This is a genomic window from Enterobacter cloacae complex sp. 277I4 (assembly GCF_050031465.1).
GTDB classification, from domain to species: domain Bacteria; phylum Pseudomonadota; class Gammaproteobacteria; order Enterobacterales; family Enterobacteriaceae; genus Enterobacter; species Enterobacter cloacae.
In genome coordinates, this window is record NZ_JBLGWC010000001.1 from 3,868,377 (window position 1) to 3,882,185 (window position 13,809).

Sequence of the window (13,809 nt, forward strand, 5' to 3'; positions counted from 1 at the left end):
AAGAACGTCACAACCGAAATTCAGACGACCATTTTTTTAGCAAACGTCGTCTGAACCCGGGGCGAACCAGACCGAAACCTTTCAAGGCCGGGTTCAGGCTTTCAGCATGGCAAGAACCGCCCATCGTGCCGCATAGTCTGCGATATTTTTCGGCAGCGCATCAGCCCGCAGAGTGATATAAGCGTCAATAGCCTTTCTGATGGCAATGCTGACGGAGTCACGATCGTGCGTTGCCAGCGTGGATGCAAGCAGGCCATCAGGATCAATGCCATGGAATTCAATGCGGCGAACCCCACGTTGCGGTAGATTTGCCCGACGGCACAGCATAGGTCCCAGCACTTGCTCGCGAAAGAATGACAGCATACCAATCGCTTCAAAGAGTTCGCCCCTTCCAGTTTCACCACCAGCCGTTTAATAAAGCCAGATCAGGGCTCAGGACTCAAACCACTCTGGCGTCATGTCAAGCCATTGAGCACTATATTTTGCCAGTTGTTGTTCCAGAGCCAGGTGATCGCGGGTAAATAACACTGCAGGCTCCTCAACGCGTTGAGTGAGCATGTCCAGTGTGACAAATTTCGATCGACATGGAGGAGTTCAGGACCATACAGGCATATAAGCAGACGAGGCTCTCCGACATGTTCGCCGGTGAAGGCATGCAGCAGATGCCCCAGTGTTCCGGCGAACTCAATACGCTGCGCCATGATCTCGTCATAGCTGAGAGGGTCTACCACAACGACAAAATCGAGATCGGAGTAAATATCGAACCCGCCATGAATAAGCGAGCCGCCAGCGAGAAGAGAGTGAATTCGCGAATCAGCCTGAAATTTAAGCTTGAGTTGCTCTGCAAAACTTCTGTGTAAATCGGGTAATGTACTTAGCATACTTTTTCCTGTTCACAAAAAAGACAAAGCATTACAGAATATCGAGCTCTTTAAATAAGGGCCAGATATTTTTTGCAGGAACCGTCTTGTCCCTGAGGAGTGTACTCGCTGGCCGATAAAGCGATCTCTTAGATATGAAGGGCATAGTTATGTTCTGACTGCCAGGCACGATGTCGTAATTCATCATTTCAGCGATTGTTGAATCTGTTTTTAATCAGCCATACCTGTTATTGTTTTATATAATTTAAGCAGGAGCATTCAACGTTCAGGAGTGAAGAGTGATAGACGCGCAACAGGAAACGAAACTTCGTTCATACGGGTTCACTGATAAAAACATTACGGCTTTGCGTGCCGTACTTGAAGATCCGAAACGTAAAGATCGGACTCTGCATTCACTTTTAGTTGAGCTAAAACGACGCTTCTACACGTCCTGGATCATTGTCATTGGTTTACTGTTTTTTGCTACCTATGCAACTATCACTAATGATTATGGTAATGGTTGGATTTATTTCGCAATAATTATCGTTTTATCTCTTTTTATCTGGGAATGGCACCGCTGTCTGTCTCATGGAAGGCGGTGAAATTTTTACGCAACGAAGATTAACTCTCCTTTCTGCCTGGCGAGCAAACTCTTGTTCATCGGTATTATAGGTTTTCCCATTTTATAAAGTTTATGGGCTAATTTTTTCACCTTTAATAGCCTATGTCGGCCCTGTCATCAAATACGATGAGGCGTTACATTAAAACTATTTTCATGCGTTCAATATAAAAAGTATAAAAACATTTCTGTAATTACAGGGATGACTAATGAATGTTGCATTCAAAAAATTGTATAGTGTTTATATAAGGAGAAAATTAGCCAGAGATATTATCTCTACCGCGTTGTTCGTCATGATGAGGTGCTGAATAGGATTCACATACCCCGCCGTTGCTGGAGCAATGCAGAATGATCAGAGAGCCTTTTCTACTGCTCTTGCTTCGCTGCAAGGAAAGGCGTCAAATTTTGCAGCACATTGTATACAGGACTCGCGTGTCAGACAGCAGTATTTGCGCGATATTCTGAAAATGTTTGCTGAGTTTGTGCAAGCGGTGGTAGCCACGGGTGTGTGCGCAGCAACTGCGCCCGTTTGTATTGGTGTTGCGGCATTAGTGGGCGGAATTCTTGCGTCGATTGGAACAGACCTCCTGTTCGGAACCGTGTATGTTTCATCGCAAGGGAGAAATTAAAATGCATTTGACTGAAACCCAGCTGATCGCCCGCGTCCCCGTCTGGCACGCCTTATCAGAACTTTTTACCGGGCGCGAACTCCAGGAGTATGACTATCAATGGATAGCAGAGGTGCTGAAAAAATCCGGATTAAACCAGGAAGAGATCTTCAGAATTGTGGATGAGGAAGTCGCCCCTGCTCTACAGGCTAATCTGCTTTACAACCCAACGCCGGTGATGGACGGTTGGTCAGAGGAAGACATCAAACGGCTTGTGACAGCGTATTTGAACAGAAAGCCGACATTTATCGAGCGCATCATTCCGGCCCGGGTACTGTTAAAACAACGGCGCAAACACATCAGCAAGGAACTTAACAGGCTATCCGCTAAGCTTGATAACGGCTTGTCATAAGTTATAAAGCGAGATGATGACCAAAGAACGTTACTAGCACAGGTCTTCTCGCACAAACAAAAAACCCGCACACCTCAGGCATGCGGGCTTTTTTATACCAGCAAGGTCACTCTTACTCGGCGATCACAAACCCCGGCAGATCGGCATCGAAGTAGTTGTGATACATATTCATCACTTCGGGATTACGGAAGCTGTAGGTTTTCAGCAACCAGCGTTTTTCCGCTGAGTATGGATCTCTCACCTGGATGATTTCCCGGTTGTGTAAAGAGTCCTGATTGGCGAAGGAGAACAGGTCGCCTTTGTTAATAGCAACGCGGCCTTTTGCCGCTTTGGTGATGGCCACCTTAAGGTCAATTAATGCTTTGATCGCCTCTGCTGGCGCATCCGGAGAATACGTTGTGCGTGTGTCGTAGTAACGGAAAGTATGAATATTCTCCAGGATCGGATGCAGCTCAGAATCAATCTGGCTGGCGTTCGAGTCGCGAGAGTATTCATCAAAAGGGGTAATAAAAAGTGGCTTGCGTAACCACTCCTGGGATTCAGCTTTCAAATTATCCAGAATCGCTTTACCGTCCAGGTAGCCGGTAAAAATCAGGTTTTCTTCGCTGCAACGCATGCCTAATAAGCTGAGAAAATCAGCGCGCACCGGGTGAGCGGTGCGATCGTTGTGGTAATAAAGTTCGCCGTCCGTCTTTTGCGTTTGTGTGTTGCTGTATTTTTTGTCGGCATAAACATCATGGAAAAAATCACCGTTGTTGCGCGTACGGTAGGCCAGTAACGGGGAGTCGGTGAGCTGAGCGAACAGCTCCAGCAGGGCCTCTCCTACAAAGGTGAGCTTTTTGGCGTACTTATCGTTAACGGGATTGGACTGATCAAATTCAGGAATGATGGTGTCAAGTGGTACGTTTTTTAATAAATGCGCGTTAATGCCTTGATCCTTGCGCTCTTGCCTGACGCGCTCGCAGGCCTGAACAAAAAAAGTGGGCACCAGACCATTTTCGATGAGTTCGGTGATGGACTGCTTGAAGAGTTTGTAGTCTGTATAAGGGCTGATGGTGACACGGCTGATAAGTTTTGATAGCTCATCTTTTTGAAGATCGTTAAACTCTAGCTGGGTGATCATAGTTTGATTGCCTTATGTACGCTCAAAACAGACGCTGCACCCTGAGAAAGTAAGGCGTCTTGTTTTGAGTCTTATGGTTGTATTGGATTAAATCTTTCCTGTTTGCCTTGCGTAAGCGAACAAGCCACCGGCGGCGACAATGTTCGCAAGTTCCCCTACCGGAGCGGTTTTCAGAATCCCATCAGCAGTACCAATCTGATGAGCGTCTAAATCGATTTCAATGGTATCCCCCGTTTTCAGCGCACGGATATCACAGCCTTCATTCAGCGTGACGGGCATGATTTGCCCCGTGGATACACAGTTGCGGAAAAATATGCGGGCGAACGACTGGGCGACGACGGCCTTCACGCCGGATGCTCCCAGAGCCACCACCGCATGCTCGCGCGATGAGCCACAGCCGAAATTTTTCCCGGCCACAATAAAGTCATACCCTGCTCGCTGCGTCTGCGGATTGATAAACGGCAGCGCCCCTTCCGGCAGTCCGCACATGGCGAGCGTTGCCAGCTCTTCACGCCCCTCGGCAGAGGCCGGGTTAATTTTCAAATATTCAGCAGTTAATATCTGGTCGGTATCGATATTATCGCCTAACACATAAACTGTACCGCGCATTACGTTATTAATAGTCATTAGTTAAGTACCGTTCTGGATTAGTAATAAAACCGGTCACTGCCGCAGCAGCCACTGCATAAGGTGAGGCCAGATAAATCATCGCGCCTTTATTTCCCATCCGCCCCACAAAGTTACGGTTGGTGGTGGAAATCACGCTTATCGGATCCCTGACTCTCCCAAAGGTGTCCGCTGGCCCGCCACAGCAAGCCGCGCAGCCGGGTTCAGAAGATAATTTAACGCCAGCCCGGGTCAGGATTTCATACACGGATCGGCCCTTCACCTGGGTGGTGATCAGATTATGAAAAACCTCTTTGGTCGCGGGAACGGCGTAGGTTGGGATGGCCACCTTGCGCTGCCACAGTATTTCCGCAGCAGCGATAAAATCATCCGTTTTACCGCCCGTGCAGGAGCCAATATAGGCTTGCGAAATGGCAATATTTTCCAGCTGTGTCACTGCCACCACATTATCCGGGGAGTGTGGCCGCGCAATCACGCTGGTTAATGCCGAGACGTCAATATCAATCGTGCGGACGTAATGCGCATTTTCATCAGGCGTCACCACGGAATACGGGACGGTGGTTCTGGTCGCCAGGTAATCCAGCGTGGCCTGGTTTGGCACCATAATGCCGTTTTTAGCCCCGCACTCCACAACCATATTGCACATCGTCATTCGCTCTTCGACCGATAATTCATCGATGATGTTGCCGGTAAATTCGATGGCATTATAGGTCGCCCCTTCCACGCCCAGCTCTTTCATTAACACCAGAATTAAATCTTTCGCCTGAACGCTTTTCGCTTTTTTACCGTAGTAATTCACTTTTATGGTGGCGGGAACCATCAACGGGATCTCCCCCGTACCCAGGGCATACGCCCCGTCGGTGATCCCCACGCCAATGGCGAAGGTACCAAAGGCCCCGGCGGTCACGGTGTGAGAATCGGTCCCCAACAACACCTCTCCCGGCCGGGTGTGTCCCCCTTCCGCCAGGCCGATATGACACACGCCTTTATAGTCCGGGGTGCCCACATCATAAAAATGGGTAATATTTTGTGCTTTTGCGAATTCCCGCATTACCCGAATATTTTGATTCGCCTGCGGGTCGGCGGAATAAACAAAGTGGTCAGGGATCATAATAAAGCGATCCGGGTTCCAGACTTTTGCCTCTTCACCAAATTCTTTTTTAAATACGCTGGCGACGCCAGGCGTGCAGGGATCGTGGGACATTAATACATCAACATTCACGAAAAGCACTTCACCCGGTGAAACATGCGATCTCTTGCTGGCTCTGGCGATTATTTTTTCGGTTAACGTCATCCCCGGCTTTATATTTACCGACGCATAATCATCAGTTTCGTGAATATTCATTTTTCTCTCCTCTTTATCTGATGGGGAAATTACACCGTACAGAGGAGGGGCTTTCAACGGGAATCCGTTATTCGTCAGATTAGTTTCATTTTGCGTATGAATTGTTCCTCAGGTGGAACTGTGCTCCCTGCTGCGCAAATTCTTTAAGTAAAGCAGTGCAGATATGCATACCACCAGAATATAGATCAGGCAGAAGATCAGCATCAGCGTGGAAAAGTCCCGGCTCACCAGCAGCCACGCCCCAACGGCCAGTAAAAAAGCATTGGCCAGCCCGAAATCACGCTCCATGCGCCCGAACACGCGCATACGTTCATCCGGGGTATTGGCAGAGAGATCGAGGTTAGCAAGCGTGACGGGCCGGATCGTCCCGGAGCCAAACCCCAGCAGCACCAGCGCCAGCAGCCCGGAGACAAAATAGTCCATGCCTCTCGCTGCAAGCCATTCATTGCTGGCAAAAAGCCCCAGCGCCGCCGTCATAAAAAGGCTTGTCGTCGCCAGTAACGCCGTTACCCCAAACCGTGCGATAAACGGCCCGGCTATTTTGATCGCTCCCCAGGACGAGAGCGTAAAGCAGCTCAGCACGGCACCGAAAAGCAGCGGGTCGACATTCACCATAATAAAGTAGAACGGGATAAAGCCGATGAACGGCGCCAGCGTAAAAGCGCGTGAGATGGAATAGAACAGCATCCAGAAGAGCTGGTCCCCTCTGGGCGAAAAAGAGACCCGCTCAACAGGCCGGGCAGTTTCGGGCTCTGCCTCCTGCACACGAATCAACGCCACGCATCCGGCGGAGATAACGCTCACCACAATGGCGGTGATAAACGGCCACTGGGGGTTGTAGTCAAACAGAATACTCCCCAGCGATCCGGCGATCAGGGTGGCAATAAACATCCCGCTTTGCGACGTGGTCTGGATCTGCATAAACCGGTGCTGATCGCCTGCGGTGAGCTGGCGCAGCAGGGCAGCATCCGTGGTCAGCGCAATGGTAAATCCCGCGCCGCCAAGCAGCTGCGACACCACCAGCAGAGAGAGGTTAACCTCACTTTGCCGGGTGCTCCAGAGCATCAGCGCCATTCCCAGCGCCTTCATCAGTTCGCCTGCAATCACCGTCTGTCTGGGTGACAAAAAGCGCAGCAGCCAGCCGGGTATGCCGCTGCTGAAGGTGCTGGTCAATCCATACAGCGCCAGCAGGAAAATAATCCGGTACATCCCCATGTCTATTGTCCAGAAATAGAGCAGCAAGACGGGAAGATGGAAATAGCAACGGGAAATAATACGGTAGGCCAGGAACAGGCCATGGTTGCCAGACCCGGGATGAAACCGGCGCGTCGTCATGACGCCAGCATCGCCATAATATCCATATCTCCCGCACGAAGGATTTTAATCTCCTTCTCCAGTAACGAGACGATGGTGCTGGAGACCGTTGTCACCGGACGCTGGGCTGCGGGCAGAATATAGCCCACACGGTCGCCAAACGTCTGGCGGGCGGCATCAATGTCGATCAGGCAGTCAGACTCCACGCCGGAAAGATTGGCAGAACTCATCCCCAGCGGGCGGCCAAACAGCGCAATCACCTCTCGCAACACGCTCTGATGATTGCACACCAGAGAGATGGATTCCGGCTTCAGATACGGGTTCTGCGGCACATTGTCCGATGCCGGAACCACCACATTCAGCGCGCCGGGCATGGCACCAATCAGTTTGTCGAGCGCAGCGCGGTGCTGGACCTTATCGACGGCGATGTAATCCCATGCCTGCGCCGGTTCCGCGACGAAAAGCGTCAGCGGTTTCTGTCGTTCGCGTTTTTTGAGATCGTAAATTTTCTGGCAGGCGTCAATGTTCCACGGGTCTGCCGCCAGGGCGTAATTCGTGTCCGTGGGGACCAGAACCACCTCGCCGCGCTTCAGGGCGGCGACCGTATTGTGTATATGCTGCATCTCTTTTCCTGTTTAAATATTGACGGTTACGCTACGTCCCGCGAGGCAGAAACTGGCGGGATCCGGCACGTCTTTCCAGTCGATATCGATATGTGCAGTCAGCACTTTTACGGGCAACTGCCGGCGCGCGATTTCAGGCGGGGGCTGTACGTCCCTCTCCCCGACCGCTACGCGTCCACTCCCAGCGCGGAGGGTTCTTATCGTTCCTTTCCAGCGCGTGGCGGATGCGGTGGTCAGACGCACCGTTACCGCCATCCCCGGGCGCAGACTGCCGGCGTCAGCCTCATCAAAAAACGCCTCAACCCAGCGAGTGCGGCAATCCAGAATGCGCACAATCGGGGTGCCGTTCTGGACGCTCGCACCACTCTCCTCCGTCACGTCCCAGATCACGCCGTCCGTGCTGCTGTTGAGCGCCGCCTGCTGACGGGAGTGAAGGAGCGCAGCGACTTCCTGAATGCTTTGCGTCGTCGCCTGCTTGCGGGCAATCAGCTGTAGCTTCTCCTGCTGCATATTCTCAATTGTGAGCGACATATCGCGCTGATTCTGCTGTGGCGCATCCAGCGTTCTTGGCCCTGTCAGCTGAAGGCCGGATTTGGCGGCATTCACGTCCAGTAAACGCTGACGCAGCTCGGCTGCTTTCGCCTCCTGGCTGGCCTGCAACACCCGGGTGTTGTTCTTACGCTCTTCATACTCCATGCGGCTGATGAAACGCTGCTGGTAGAGATTTTCATAGCGCTGAAGCTGCTGTCGGGAGAAGGCGGTTTGCGCCTTAATCGCGCTCAGCTCCTCCTTCAGTTGCACAAACGTGGCAGCCGATTGTTTCTCACCTAACTGCTGCTGCATCCTGCTCTCGGCGAGGTACTGCTGCCGCTGCTGCTGATAAACCTGCAGTCGTTGATCGATCCCCGAAATTTGCTTGTCGAGTTCAGCAAGCTGGATCTCCAGCACGCTGCGCTGGGCCACCAGGCCGGGGATCTGGTCGTTCGCCTGCGTGGTGACCACATTTCCCAGCGATTGTCGGGCCCGGACCGCCTGTCCCGGCGCGATGTTCTTCGCCAGCACCAGCTGTCCCGGCAGCGGGGAGAGCACCGTGGATATTCGGCCATTGATAAAGGCCTCCTTGCTGGAGACCCCCATTCCCGCAAAAAACAGCAGAACAATGGCCACCAGCACGCCACCCGCCACGCCCCATTTGAGCAGGCTATGCCGGGCGAAAACCGCTCTGATTCGGTTAATCACACACGCCTCATTAACGCTTATACAGCGTGACGACGCTGGCTTTCTCAAGGGTATGCATGTTGATGAGGAAACGTATCACCGCGTTTGGCAGATCCGGCGTCACGCCCAGGTCATCGCAGCTCAGGGCGTGCAGGGTGAAGATATAGCGGTGCGGAATATCCCCCTCTGGCGGGCAGCAACCGCCGTAGCCAGGCGCACCAAAATCGGAGCTGGCGTGTTTGATGTCGGGTGTGTTCGCCGGGTTTCCCGCGCCTGCCGCAAGCCCGGTCAGGCTGGCAGGAATGTTATACGCCACCCAGTGCCAGAAACCGCTGCCCGTTGGCGCATCAGGATCGTACGCGGTTACGGCAAAACTTTTGGTTCCCTGCGGGACATTTTCCCAGGACAAGGCGGGAGAGACATTATCGCCATTCCCCCCAAAATTATGATATTCGTTCGCTTTGGAGAGAAAAGCGTAGTCACTTAAACCTGCAATAGATACTTTCATAGCGTTAACCTCTGTTTGAAAATCGGTATTTACCGGTGGGTTGTTCTATTGGTAACCGATTGAAAGCAAAACCGGTAACAGAATTAACCAACCCGGCATATTGCCCAGGAATAACGCGATATTGTTCCAACACTGAAACAATGCGGTGAAAATTTCTCTGCTGATTGCGAAGCCTCTTATTACACGACATCCTTTCCCTAAATTTATGACACCAGTGCGGTGCAGGGAGAATTGAATGATGAATAAGAAAGTCGCGTGGAATGGTCAGGTTCAGCCGGAAGCGATTAACGTATTATCGGCTGAAGGCGGAATGATTGTTTGCCCTACGAAAGTGGGTTATATCATTATGACCTCAGATAAAGAGGGGCTGGAGAGAAAATTCGAAGCCAAACAGCGAAACCGTAATAAACCCGGCGTGGTATTGTGCGGCAGTATGGAACAGCTGAAATCGCTGGCGGAGATGAACCCGGAAATCGAGGCATTTTATCAGGCCCACTGGGATGCAGACGTATTACTGGGCTGTATTTTACCGTGGCGAGAAGATGCCATCGCCAGATTACCCGATAACGGCCTTAAAGAGCTGATGATGGACGGCAGAAAAACCAGCTGCTTCGTGATTAAATTTGGCAAACCCGGCGAAATGATTGCTAAAGAGCTGTGGGAAAATCATCAGAAATTCTCTTTTGCCAGCTCGGCGAATCCGTCAGGAAAAGGCAACCGCGGCATGGTGGAATTCATTGGGGAACGCATCGAATCGCGTGCAGACTTAATTATTTGTGCCAACGAGTACGTTAAGTCTATTCAGCCTGATGAAACCCAGGAGAGTCGCTATGAACAAGGCGTGATGGTGTCCATGGTGGACAGCGAAGGGAAACTGGTCCCTGAACAGGGTAGTGCCAGAAAAGTAACTCCTTGCCCGGTATTAATTCGCAAAGGTCTCGACGTGAATAAAATTATTAATTTCATGTCCGCCCAGTTTAATACCTGGGACTATCGCCACGGCGATTACTATTAATTTTTGGGTTTAACCGCGTCACAGGGATATCGATAATCATGTCATTTATAGACAAGGCCATTACCGTATTGCGTAATAGCGGGATCATCCTGATCCCTACCGATACCCACTTTGCCCTGGCAGCCGATCCTTACAGCCCGGATGCCGTGGAAAAACTGACGCTGTTAAAAAGATCGCCCTGTACCAGAGAGATGACGTTTTGCTTCTGCGAACTGGCGGACATATGGGAATGGGTGGATGTCAGCCCGTGGCAAAGAAGCAAAATTGAAATGCTCAGCCGGGCCTGCTGGCCCGGCACCCTTAAAATCAGCCTGCGAAAGAAACAGCGCGCCGATTTTCTTCCCGGCGCAGGCGATATTCTCCCGGTCGTCTGCGTGAAAAACAGTCAGATGCGAACCATCATCAGCCGCTTAGGCAGGCCCCTGGTGGTGATCCCGGCAGGGTATCCGCAGGATGAGGGCGATCTTGTCAGTTTTACGCTCGCCCGGGAAGATATGGGAGACTGTGTCGATCTGGTTGTCCCGTCCAACTGCAAAAACCCCAGCCGTACCGCCACCACGCATATCTCTTTGCTGGATGACAAAGTCTCGATCCTGCGTCATGGCGAGCTGGATATCAGTAGCCTGCTTTGACCTCGGCCCCGGCGATCAGCTGCTGAAGTTCGTCGCTAAAGCGTTTAATGCCTGAGGTCATCGTGTTTTTATTTTTGGACAGTAGCCACACTTTATATTCATCCATCTGCCAGCCGGGTAAAAGCCGGACCAGTTTCCCGGTGGCGAGGCTTTCTCGCGCAATGTAATTGGGCAAGTAAGCAATGCCGAGGCCGGAAAGCGCCATGCTGATCAGCGCCACGCTGTTGTTGCTTCTGAAGCGGCTATGAACGTCAATATTGACCTTCTGTTTCTCTTTTCTGAACGGCAGCGAAACCGTACGCGCCACACCGCGAAACAGAATGTAGTTGTGGGCCGGGAGATCGCCCGGCGTCAGAACAGGACGCATCCGGGCGATACAGTCAGGGGTGGCATAAAGCCCCCACTGGATGGAGCATAAAAATTTGGTGTGCTCATGGGTTGGCGTGTCCTGCGCCACAATGATAGAGAGATCGTACTGGCTCTCTTTGATATCCACCGCTTTATCCGATAAATCGAGATCGACGTTGGCCATAATATTTCGTTCTAAGTACGCATTTAATGCTGGCACAACATACTCTTTTCCGAACGTCACCGGGGCAAGTATTTTTATTGTCCCCGCTGGTTCCTCATAATAATCCCGTATAAAGCGTTCTGCGGCGCGCAGTTCATTCAATATTTTGAAGCAGTGCTGATAGTAGCTCAGCCCCAGCTCCGTAATCTCTATTTTCCGGGTGGTGCGCTTAAGCAGCATTGCACCAATACGTTTTTCCAGCGTTGAAATATCCCGGCTAACTGATGACTTCGACATTCCCAAAGAGAGTGCGGCCTCGGTGAAGCTCAGGGTTTCGACGACACGCGCGAAAACCACCATCGGAATTAAATTCTCGATTTTTTCCATTCTACAATCTGCACCAGGTCAGCAAACATCACCCGATAATTAGTGGCAAAAGTCCTTGCTATCGTCAAGTGAAAATTTTCCAGCATTGTCGTTCTGCCCCGGCTCGATAATAACTCCGTAGCGCCGCACAGCTATTTTTCACCGCGTAACAAGAATATATTTTCTTCGAAAAATGGGTTAACTCAGAGGGTGAATATCCACGCACTAAAAGAAAAATATCTGGTTTTTTATGCTTTATTTATTGCTTCTGAATACGAATTAAAAATTTAAATCCGCTGATTTCCCTCTAGCATAACGACTCAGGGTGAATGTTACGAGAGGGTTAACCGTGAGTGAATGCATAGTTTCAGGAACACAGTGGGGGGCACAAAACCCCATCCGCGAGGACGATCTTGCGGCAAGGATCGATGCCTTACCGGCTTCCGCCGGACTTTGGCGATTCATCGCCTTGCTGTCCCTTGGCGGTTTTTTTGAGCTTTACGATCTGTTTCAGACAGGCTACATCAGCGCCGGTCTCATTGCTGATGGCATCTTCCACACCGGCCAGCAGGGCGTGTTCGGTATGGCCGACCAGGCCGCGTTTGCGTCCGCAACTTTTCTGGGGCTTTTTATCGGTGCCAGCCTGCTCAGCCCCTATGCTGATCGCATTGGCCGACGCGCGACCTTTATGTATGCCCTGCTCTGGTACGGGCTGTTCTCCCTCGTCATGGCGTTTCAGCATCAGGCGGAATGGGTGATCTTTTTTCGTTTTATGGTAGGCATCGGCCTCGGCGTTGAACTGGTTACCATTGATACCTATCTGACAGAGTGGGTACCTGCTCACCTTCGCACCCGCGCCTTTGCTTTCGCCTTTTTCATTCAGTTTCTCTCGGTTCCTGCCGTCGCGCTGATGTCATGGTGGCTGGTACCGCAGATGTGGTTTGGCCTGAGCGGATGGCGGTTCGTGGTGATCGCTGGCGCGCTGGCGTCCATCATTATCTGGCTGGTACGCAAGGGGCTGCCGGAATCTCCGCGCTGGCTGCTGCAGCAAAAGCGCTTTCATGAGGTAAGAACCGTCATGCAGGAGATGGAGAAGCGCTGCGGCAGCGGCGAACAGGCTGATTTCCCTCTCCGCGCCGGGCAGCACAACGAACAGGTTTCACTCAAGGGCAGGTTTAAAGATATCTGGTCTCCGCGCTACCGTGGCCGGGTTGCGATGCTGGTGGTGATGAATATCTTTCAGGCGATTGGCTTTTTTGGCTTCGGAAACTGGCTGCCCGCCCTGCTGTCCGGCAGCGGGACATCCGTCACGCACAGTTTGTTATACGCCTTTTTCATCACGCTGGCCTATCCTCTTGGCGCGCTTATCTGCAGCCGCTATGCCGATCGAATGGAAAATAAATGGCAAATCGTGTTGTCCTGTCTGACCACGGTCATCTTTGGTTCGCTGTTTGCGTTTCAGAGCAACCCACTGCTGCTCATTGCCTGCGGCTTTTTTATTACCTGGTCCAATGCCTGGCTGACTTACAGCTACCACTCCTATCAGTCAGAGATTTTCCCCACCCGTATCCGGGCGCGAGCGGTCGGCTTTTGTTACTCCTTTAGCCGTTTATCCACCGTCTTCAGCAGTATAATTATCGGTCTGATACTGCAATATAGCGGCTCAACGGCGGTCATTGCCTTTATTGTGATCAGTATGCTGATTGTTATGCTCACCATTGGTATTTTTGGTCCCAACACGCGCGGTATCGACCTGGAAAATATTTAATCACGGTGACTAATAAAATGCCGTCTCACAACTTGTGAGCGGCATCCATGATTATTTTCGCTGCCCTGTAGATAATAACGTTGCCCCTAATAACATCGGGCGGGAGCATACCAGGAACAACACGGATGATATTTGCGCAAACAAGGAGAGAGCAATGTACAGACCCTTCACCATAGTATTTTTTATTCTACTGACGCTGGCAGCACTGGCCGAGATTGGATATCTCACGTTCGGTTAGCCTTTCGCATGAAATAGCGCCG

The 13,809-nt window shown here is 51.4% G+C and carries 14 protein-coding genes and 1 pseudogene; 6 read left to right on the forward strand and 9 right to left on the reverse strand.

The window, feature by feature from the left end; all coding sequences use genetic code 11:
* Positions 1–93: 93 nt before the first annotated feature.
* A pseudogene (locus ACQG19_RS18845) lies at positions 94–881 on the reverse strand (nucleotidyltransferase domain-containing protein).
* A 278-nt stretch (positions 882–1,159) separates the two neighbouring features.
* Here ACQG19_RS18845 and ACQG19_RS18850 point away from each other — a divergent pair.
* The 3 genes from ACQG19_RS18850 (at position 1,160) to ACQG19_RS18860 (ending at position 2,499) form a co-directional block, all read left to right on the forward strand.
* On the forward strand, positions 1,160–1,462 hold the full coding sequence (locus ACQG19_RS18850) for a hypothetical protein (RefSeq protein ID WP_426725977.1): 303 nt from the start codon (positions 1,160–1,162) through the stop codon (positions 1,460–1,462).
* A 358-nt stretch (positions 1,463–1,820) separates the two neighbouring features.
* Positions 1,821–2,108 (forward strand): hypothetical protein, encoded by a 288-nt coding sequence (locus ACQG19_RS18855; RefSeq protein ID WP_350415384.1) that lies wholly within the window; start codon positions 1,821–1,823, stop codon positions 2,106–2,108.
* Position 2,109: 1 nt separating this feature from the next.
* Positions 2,110–2,499 (forward strand): DUF7079 family protein, encoded by a 390-nt coding sequence (locus ACQG19_RS18860; protein ID WP_246932879.1) that lies wholly within the window; start codon positions 2,110–2,112, stop codon positions 2,497–2,499.
* A gap of 112 nt (positions 2,500–2,611) precedes the next feature.
* Here ACQG19_RS18860 and ACQG19_RS18865 read toward each other — a convergent pair whose 3' ends face one another.
* From ACQG19_RS18865 to ACQG19_RS18895, 7 genes are all read right to left on the reverse strand, one after another.
* A complete protein-coding gene (locus ACQG19_RS18865) occupies positions 2,612–3,622 on the reverse strand; it encodes a TauD/TfdA family dioxygenase (RefSeq protein ID WP_023620869.1) in 1,011 nt (336 codons plus the stop codon).
* Between the two features lie 87 nt (positions 3,623–3,709).
* On the reverse strand, positions 3,710–4,249 hold the full coding sequence (locus tag ACQG19_RS18870; protein WP_013098375.1) for a 3-isopropylmalate dehydratase small subunit: 540 nt from the start codon (positions 4,247–4,249) through the stop codon (positions 3,710–3,712).
* Positions 4,239–5,594 carry a 3-isopropylmalate dehydratase large subunit gene (locus ACQG19_RS18875; RefSeq protein WP_246932872.1) on the reverse strand — a complete coding sequence of 452 codons (1,356 nt, stop codon included), beginning with the start codon at positions 5,592–5,594 and terminating at the stop codon, positions 4,239–4,241. Before ACQG19_RS18875 ends, ACQG19_RS18870 begins: the two co-directional genes overlap by 11 nt.
* A gap of 108 nt (positions 5,595–5,702) precedes the next feature.
* Complete coding sequence (locus ACQG19_RS18880) at positions 5,703–6,929, reverse strand: MFS transporter (protein WP_246932870.1); 1,227 nt, start codon at positions 6,927–6,929, stop codon at positions 5,703–5,705.
* On the reverse strand, positions 6,926–7,531 hold the full coding sequence (locus ACQG19_RS18885) for an L-threonylcarbamoyladenylate synthase (protein WP_038980932.1): 606 nt from the start codon (positions 7,529–7,531) through the stop codon (positions 6,926–6,928). Before ACQG19_RS18885 ends, ACQG19_RS18880 begins: the two co-directional genes overlap by 4 nt.
* Before the next feature lie 12 nt (positions 7,532–7,543).
* Complete coding sequence (locus ACQG19_RS18890) at positions 7,544–8,770, reverse strand: HlyD family secretion protein (RefSeq protein ID WP_058660435.1); 1,227 nt, start codon at positions 8,768–8,770, stop codon at positions 7,544–7,546.
* Between the two features lie 10 nt (positions 8,771–8,780).
* Positions 8,781–9,257, reverse strand: coding sequence for a YbhB/YbcL family Raf kinase inhibitor-like protein (locus ACQG19_RS18895; RefSeq protein WP_013098380.1), 477 nt, complete (start codon positions 9,255–9,257; stop codon positions 8,781–8,783).
* Between the two features lie 235 nt (positions 9,258–9,492).
* On the opposite strand from ACQG19_RS18895, the gene ACQG19_RS18900 reads away from it, so the two are divergent.
* Together ACQG19_RS18900 and ACQG19_RS18905 are read left to right on the forward strand one after the other, a co-directional pair.
* A complete protein-coding gene (locus ACQG19_RS18900; protein ID WP_023620864.1) occupies positions 9,493–10,272 on the forward strand; it encodes an L-threonylcarbamoyladenylate synthase in 780 nt (259 codons plus the stop codon).
* Positions 10,273–10,310: 38 nt separating this feature from the next.
* On the forward strand, positions 10,311–10,904 hold the full coding sequence (locus tag ACQG19_RS18905; RefSeq protein WP_013098382.1) for an L-threonylcarbamoyladenylate synthase: 594 nt from the start codon (positions 10,311–10,313) through the stop codon (positions 10,902–10,904).
* Here the strand turns inward: ACQG19_RS18905 and ACQG19_RS18910 are convergent.
* Positions 10,888–11,802, reverse strand: coding sequence for a LysR family transcriptional regulator (locus tag ACQG19_RS18910; RefSeq protein ID WP_013098383.1), 915 nt, complete (start codon positions 11,800–11,802; stop codon positions 10,888–10,890). The genes ACQG19_RS18905 and ACQG19_RS18910 overlap by 17 nt on opposite strands.
* 340 nt (positions 11,803–12,142) lie before the next feature.
* Here ACQG19_RS18910 and ACQG19_RS18915 point away from each other — a divergent pair, with 340 nt between their 5' ends.
* Positions 12,143–13,549, forward strand: a complete 1,407-nt coding sequence (locus ACQG19_RS18915) for an MFS transporter (RefSeq protein WP_077681899.1) — start codon at positions 12,143–12,145, stop codon at positions 13,547–13,549.
* The last annotated feature ends 260 nt before the right edge of the window (positions 13,550–13,809 follow it).

Coding starts and splice junctions, on each gene's coding strand:
- ACQG19_RS18895 (WP_013098380.1), bottom strand. CDS start 9,257: ATGAAAGTATCTATTGCAGGTTTAAGTGACTACGCTTTTCTCTCCAAA.
- ACQG19_RS18860 (WP_246932879.1), top strand. CDS start 2,110: ATGCATTTGACTGAAACCCAGCTGATCGCCCGCGTCCCCGTCTGGCAC.
- ACQG19_RS18900 (WP_023620864.1), top strand. CDS start 9,493: ATGATGAATAAGAAAGTCGCGTGGAATGGTCAGGTTCAGCCGGAAGCG.
- ACQG19_RS18865 (WP_023620869.1), bottom strand. CDS start 3,622: ATGATCACCCAGCTAGAGTTTAACGATCTTCAAAAAGATGAGCTATCA.
- ACQG19_RS18870 (WP_013098375.1), bottom strand. CDS start 4,249: ATGACTATTAATAACGTAATGCGCGGTACAGTTTATGTGTTAGGCGAT.
- ACQG19_RS18910 (WP_013098383.1), bottom strand. CDS start 11,802: ATGGAAAAAATCGAGAATTTAATTCCGATGGTGGTTTTCGCGCGTGTC.
- ACQG19_RS18875 (WP_246932872.1), bottom strand. CDS start 5,594: ATGAATATTCACGAAACTGATGATTATGCGTCGGTAAATATAAAGCCG.
- ACQG19_RS18905 (WP_013098382.1), top strand. CDS start 10,311: ATGTCATTTATAGACAAGGCCATTACCGTATTGCGTAATAGCGGGATC.
- ACQG19_RS18885 (WP_038980932.1), bottom strand. CDS start 7,531: ATGCAGCATATACACAATACGGTCGCCGCCCTGAAGCGCGGCGAGGTG.
- ACQG19_RS18880 (WP_246932870.1), bottom strand. CDS start 6,929: ATGACGACGCGCCGGTTTCATCCCGGGTCTGGCAACCATGGCCTGTTC.
- ACQG19_RS18855 (WP_350415384.1), top strand. CDS start 1,821: ATGCAGAATGATCAGAGAGCCTTTTCTACTGCTCTTGCTTCGCTGCAA.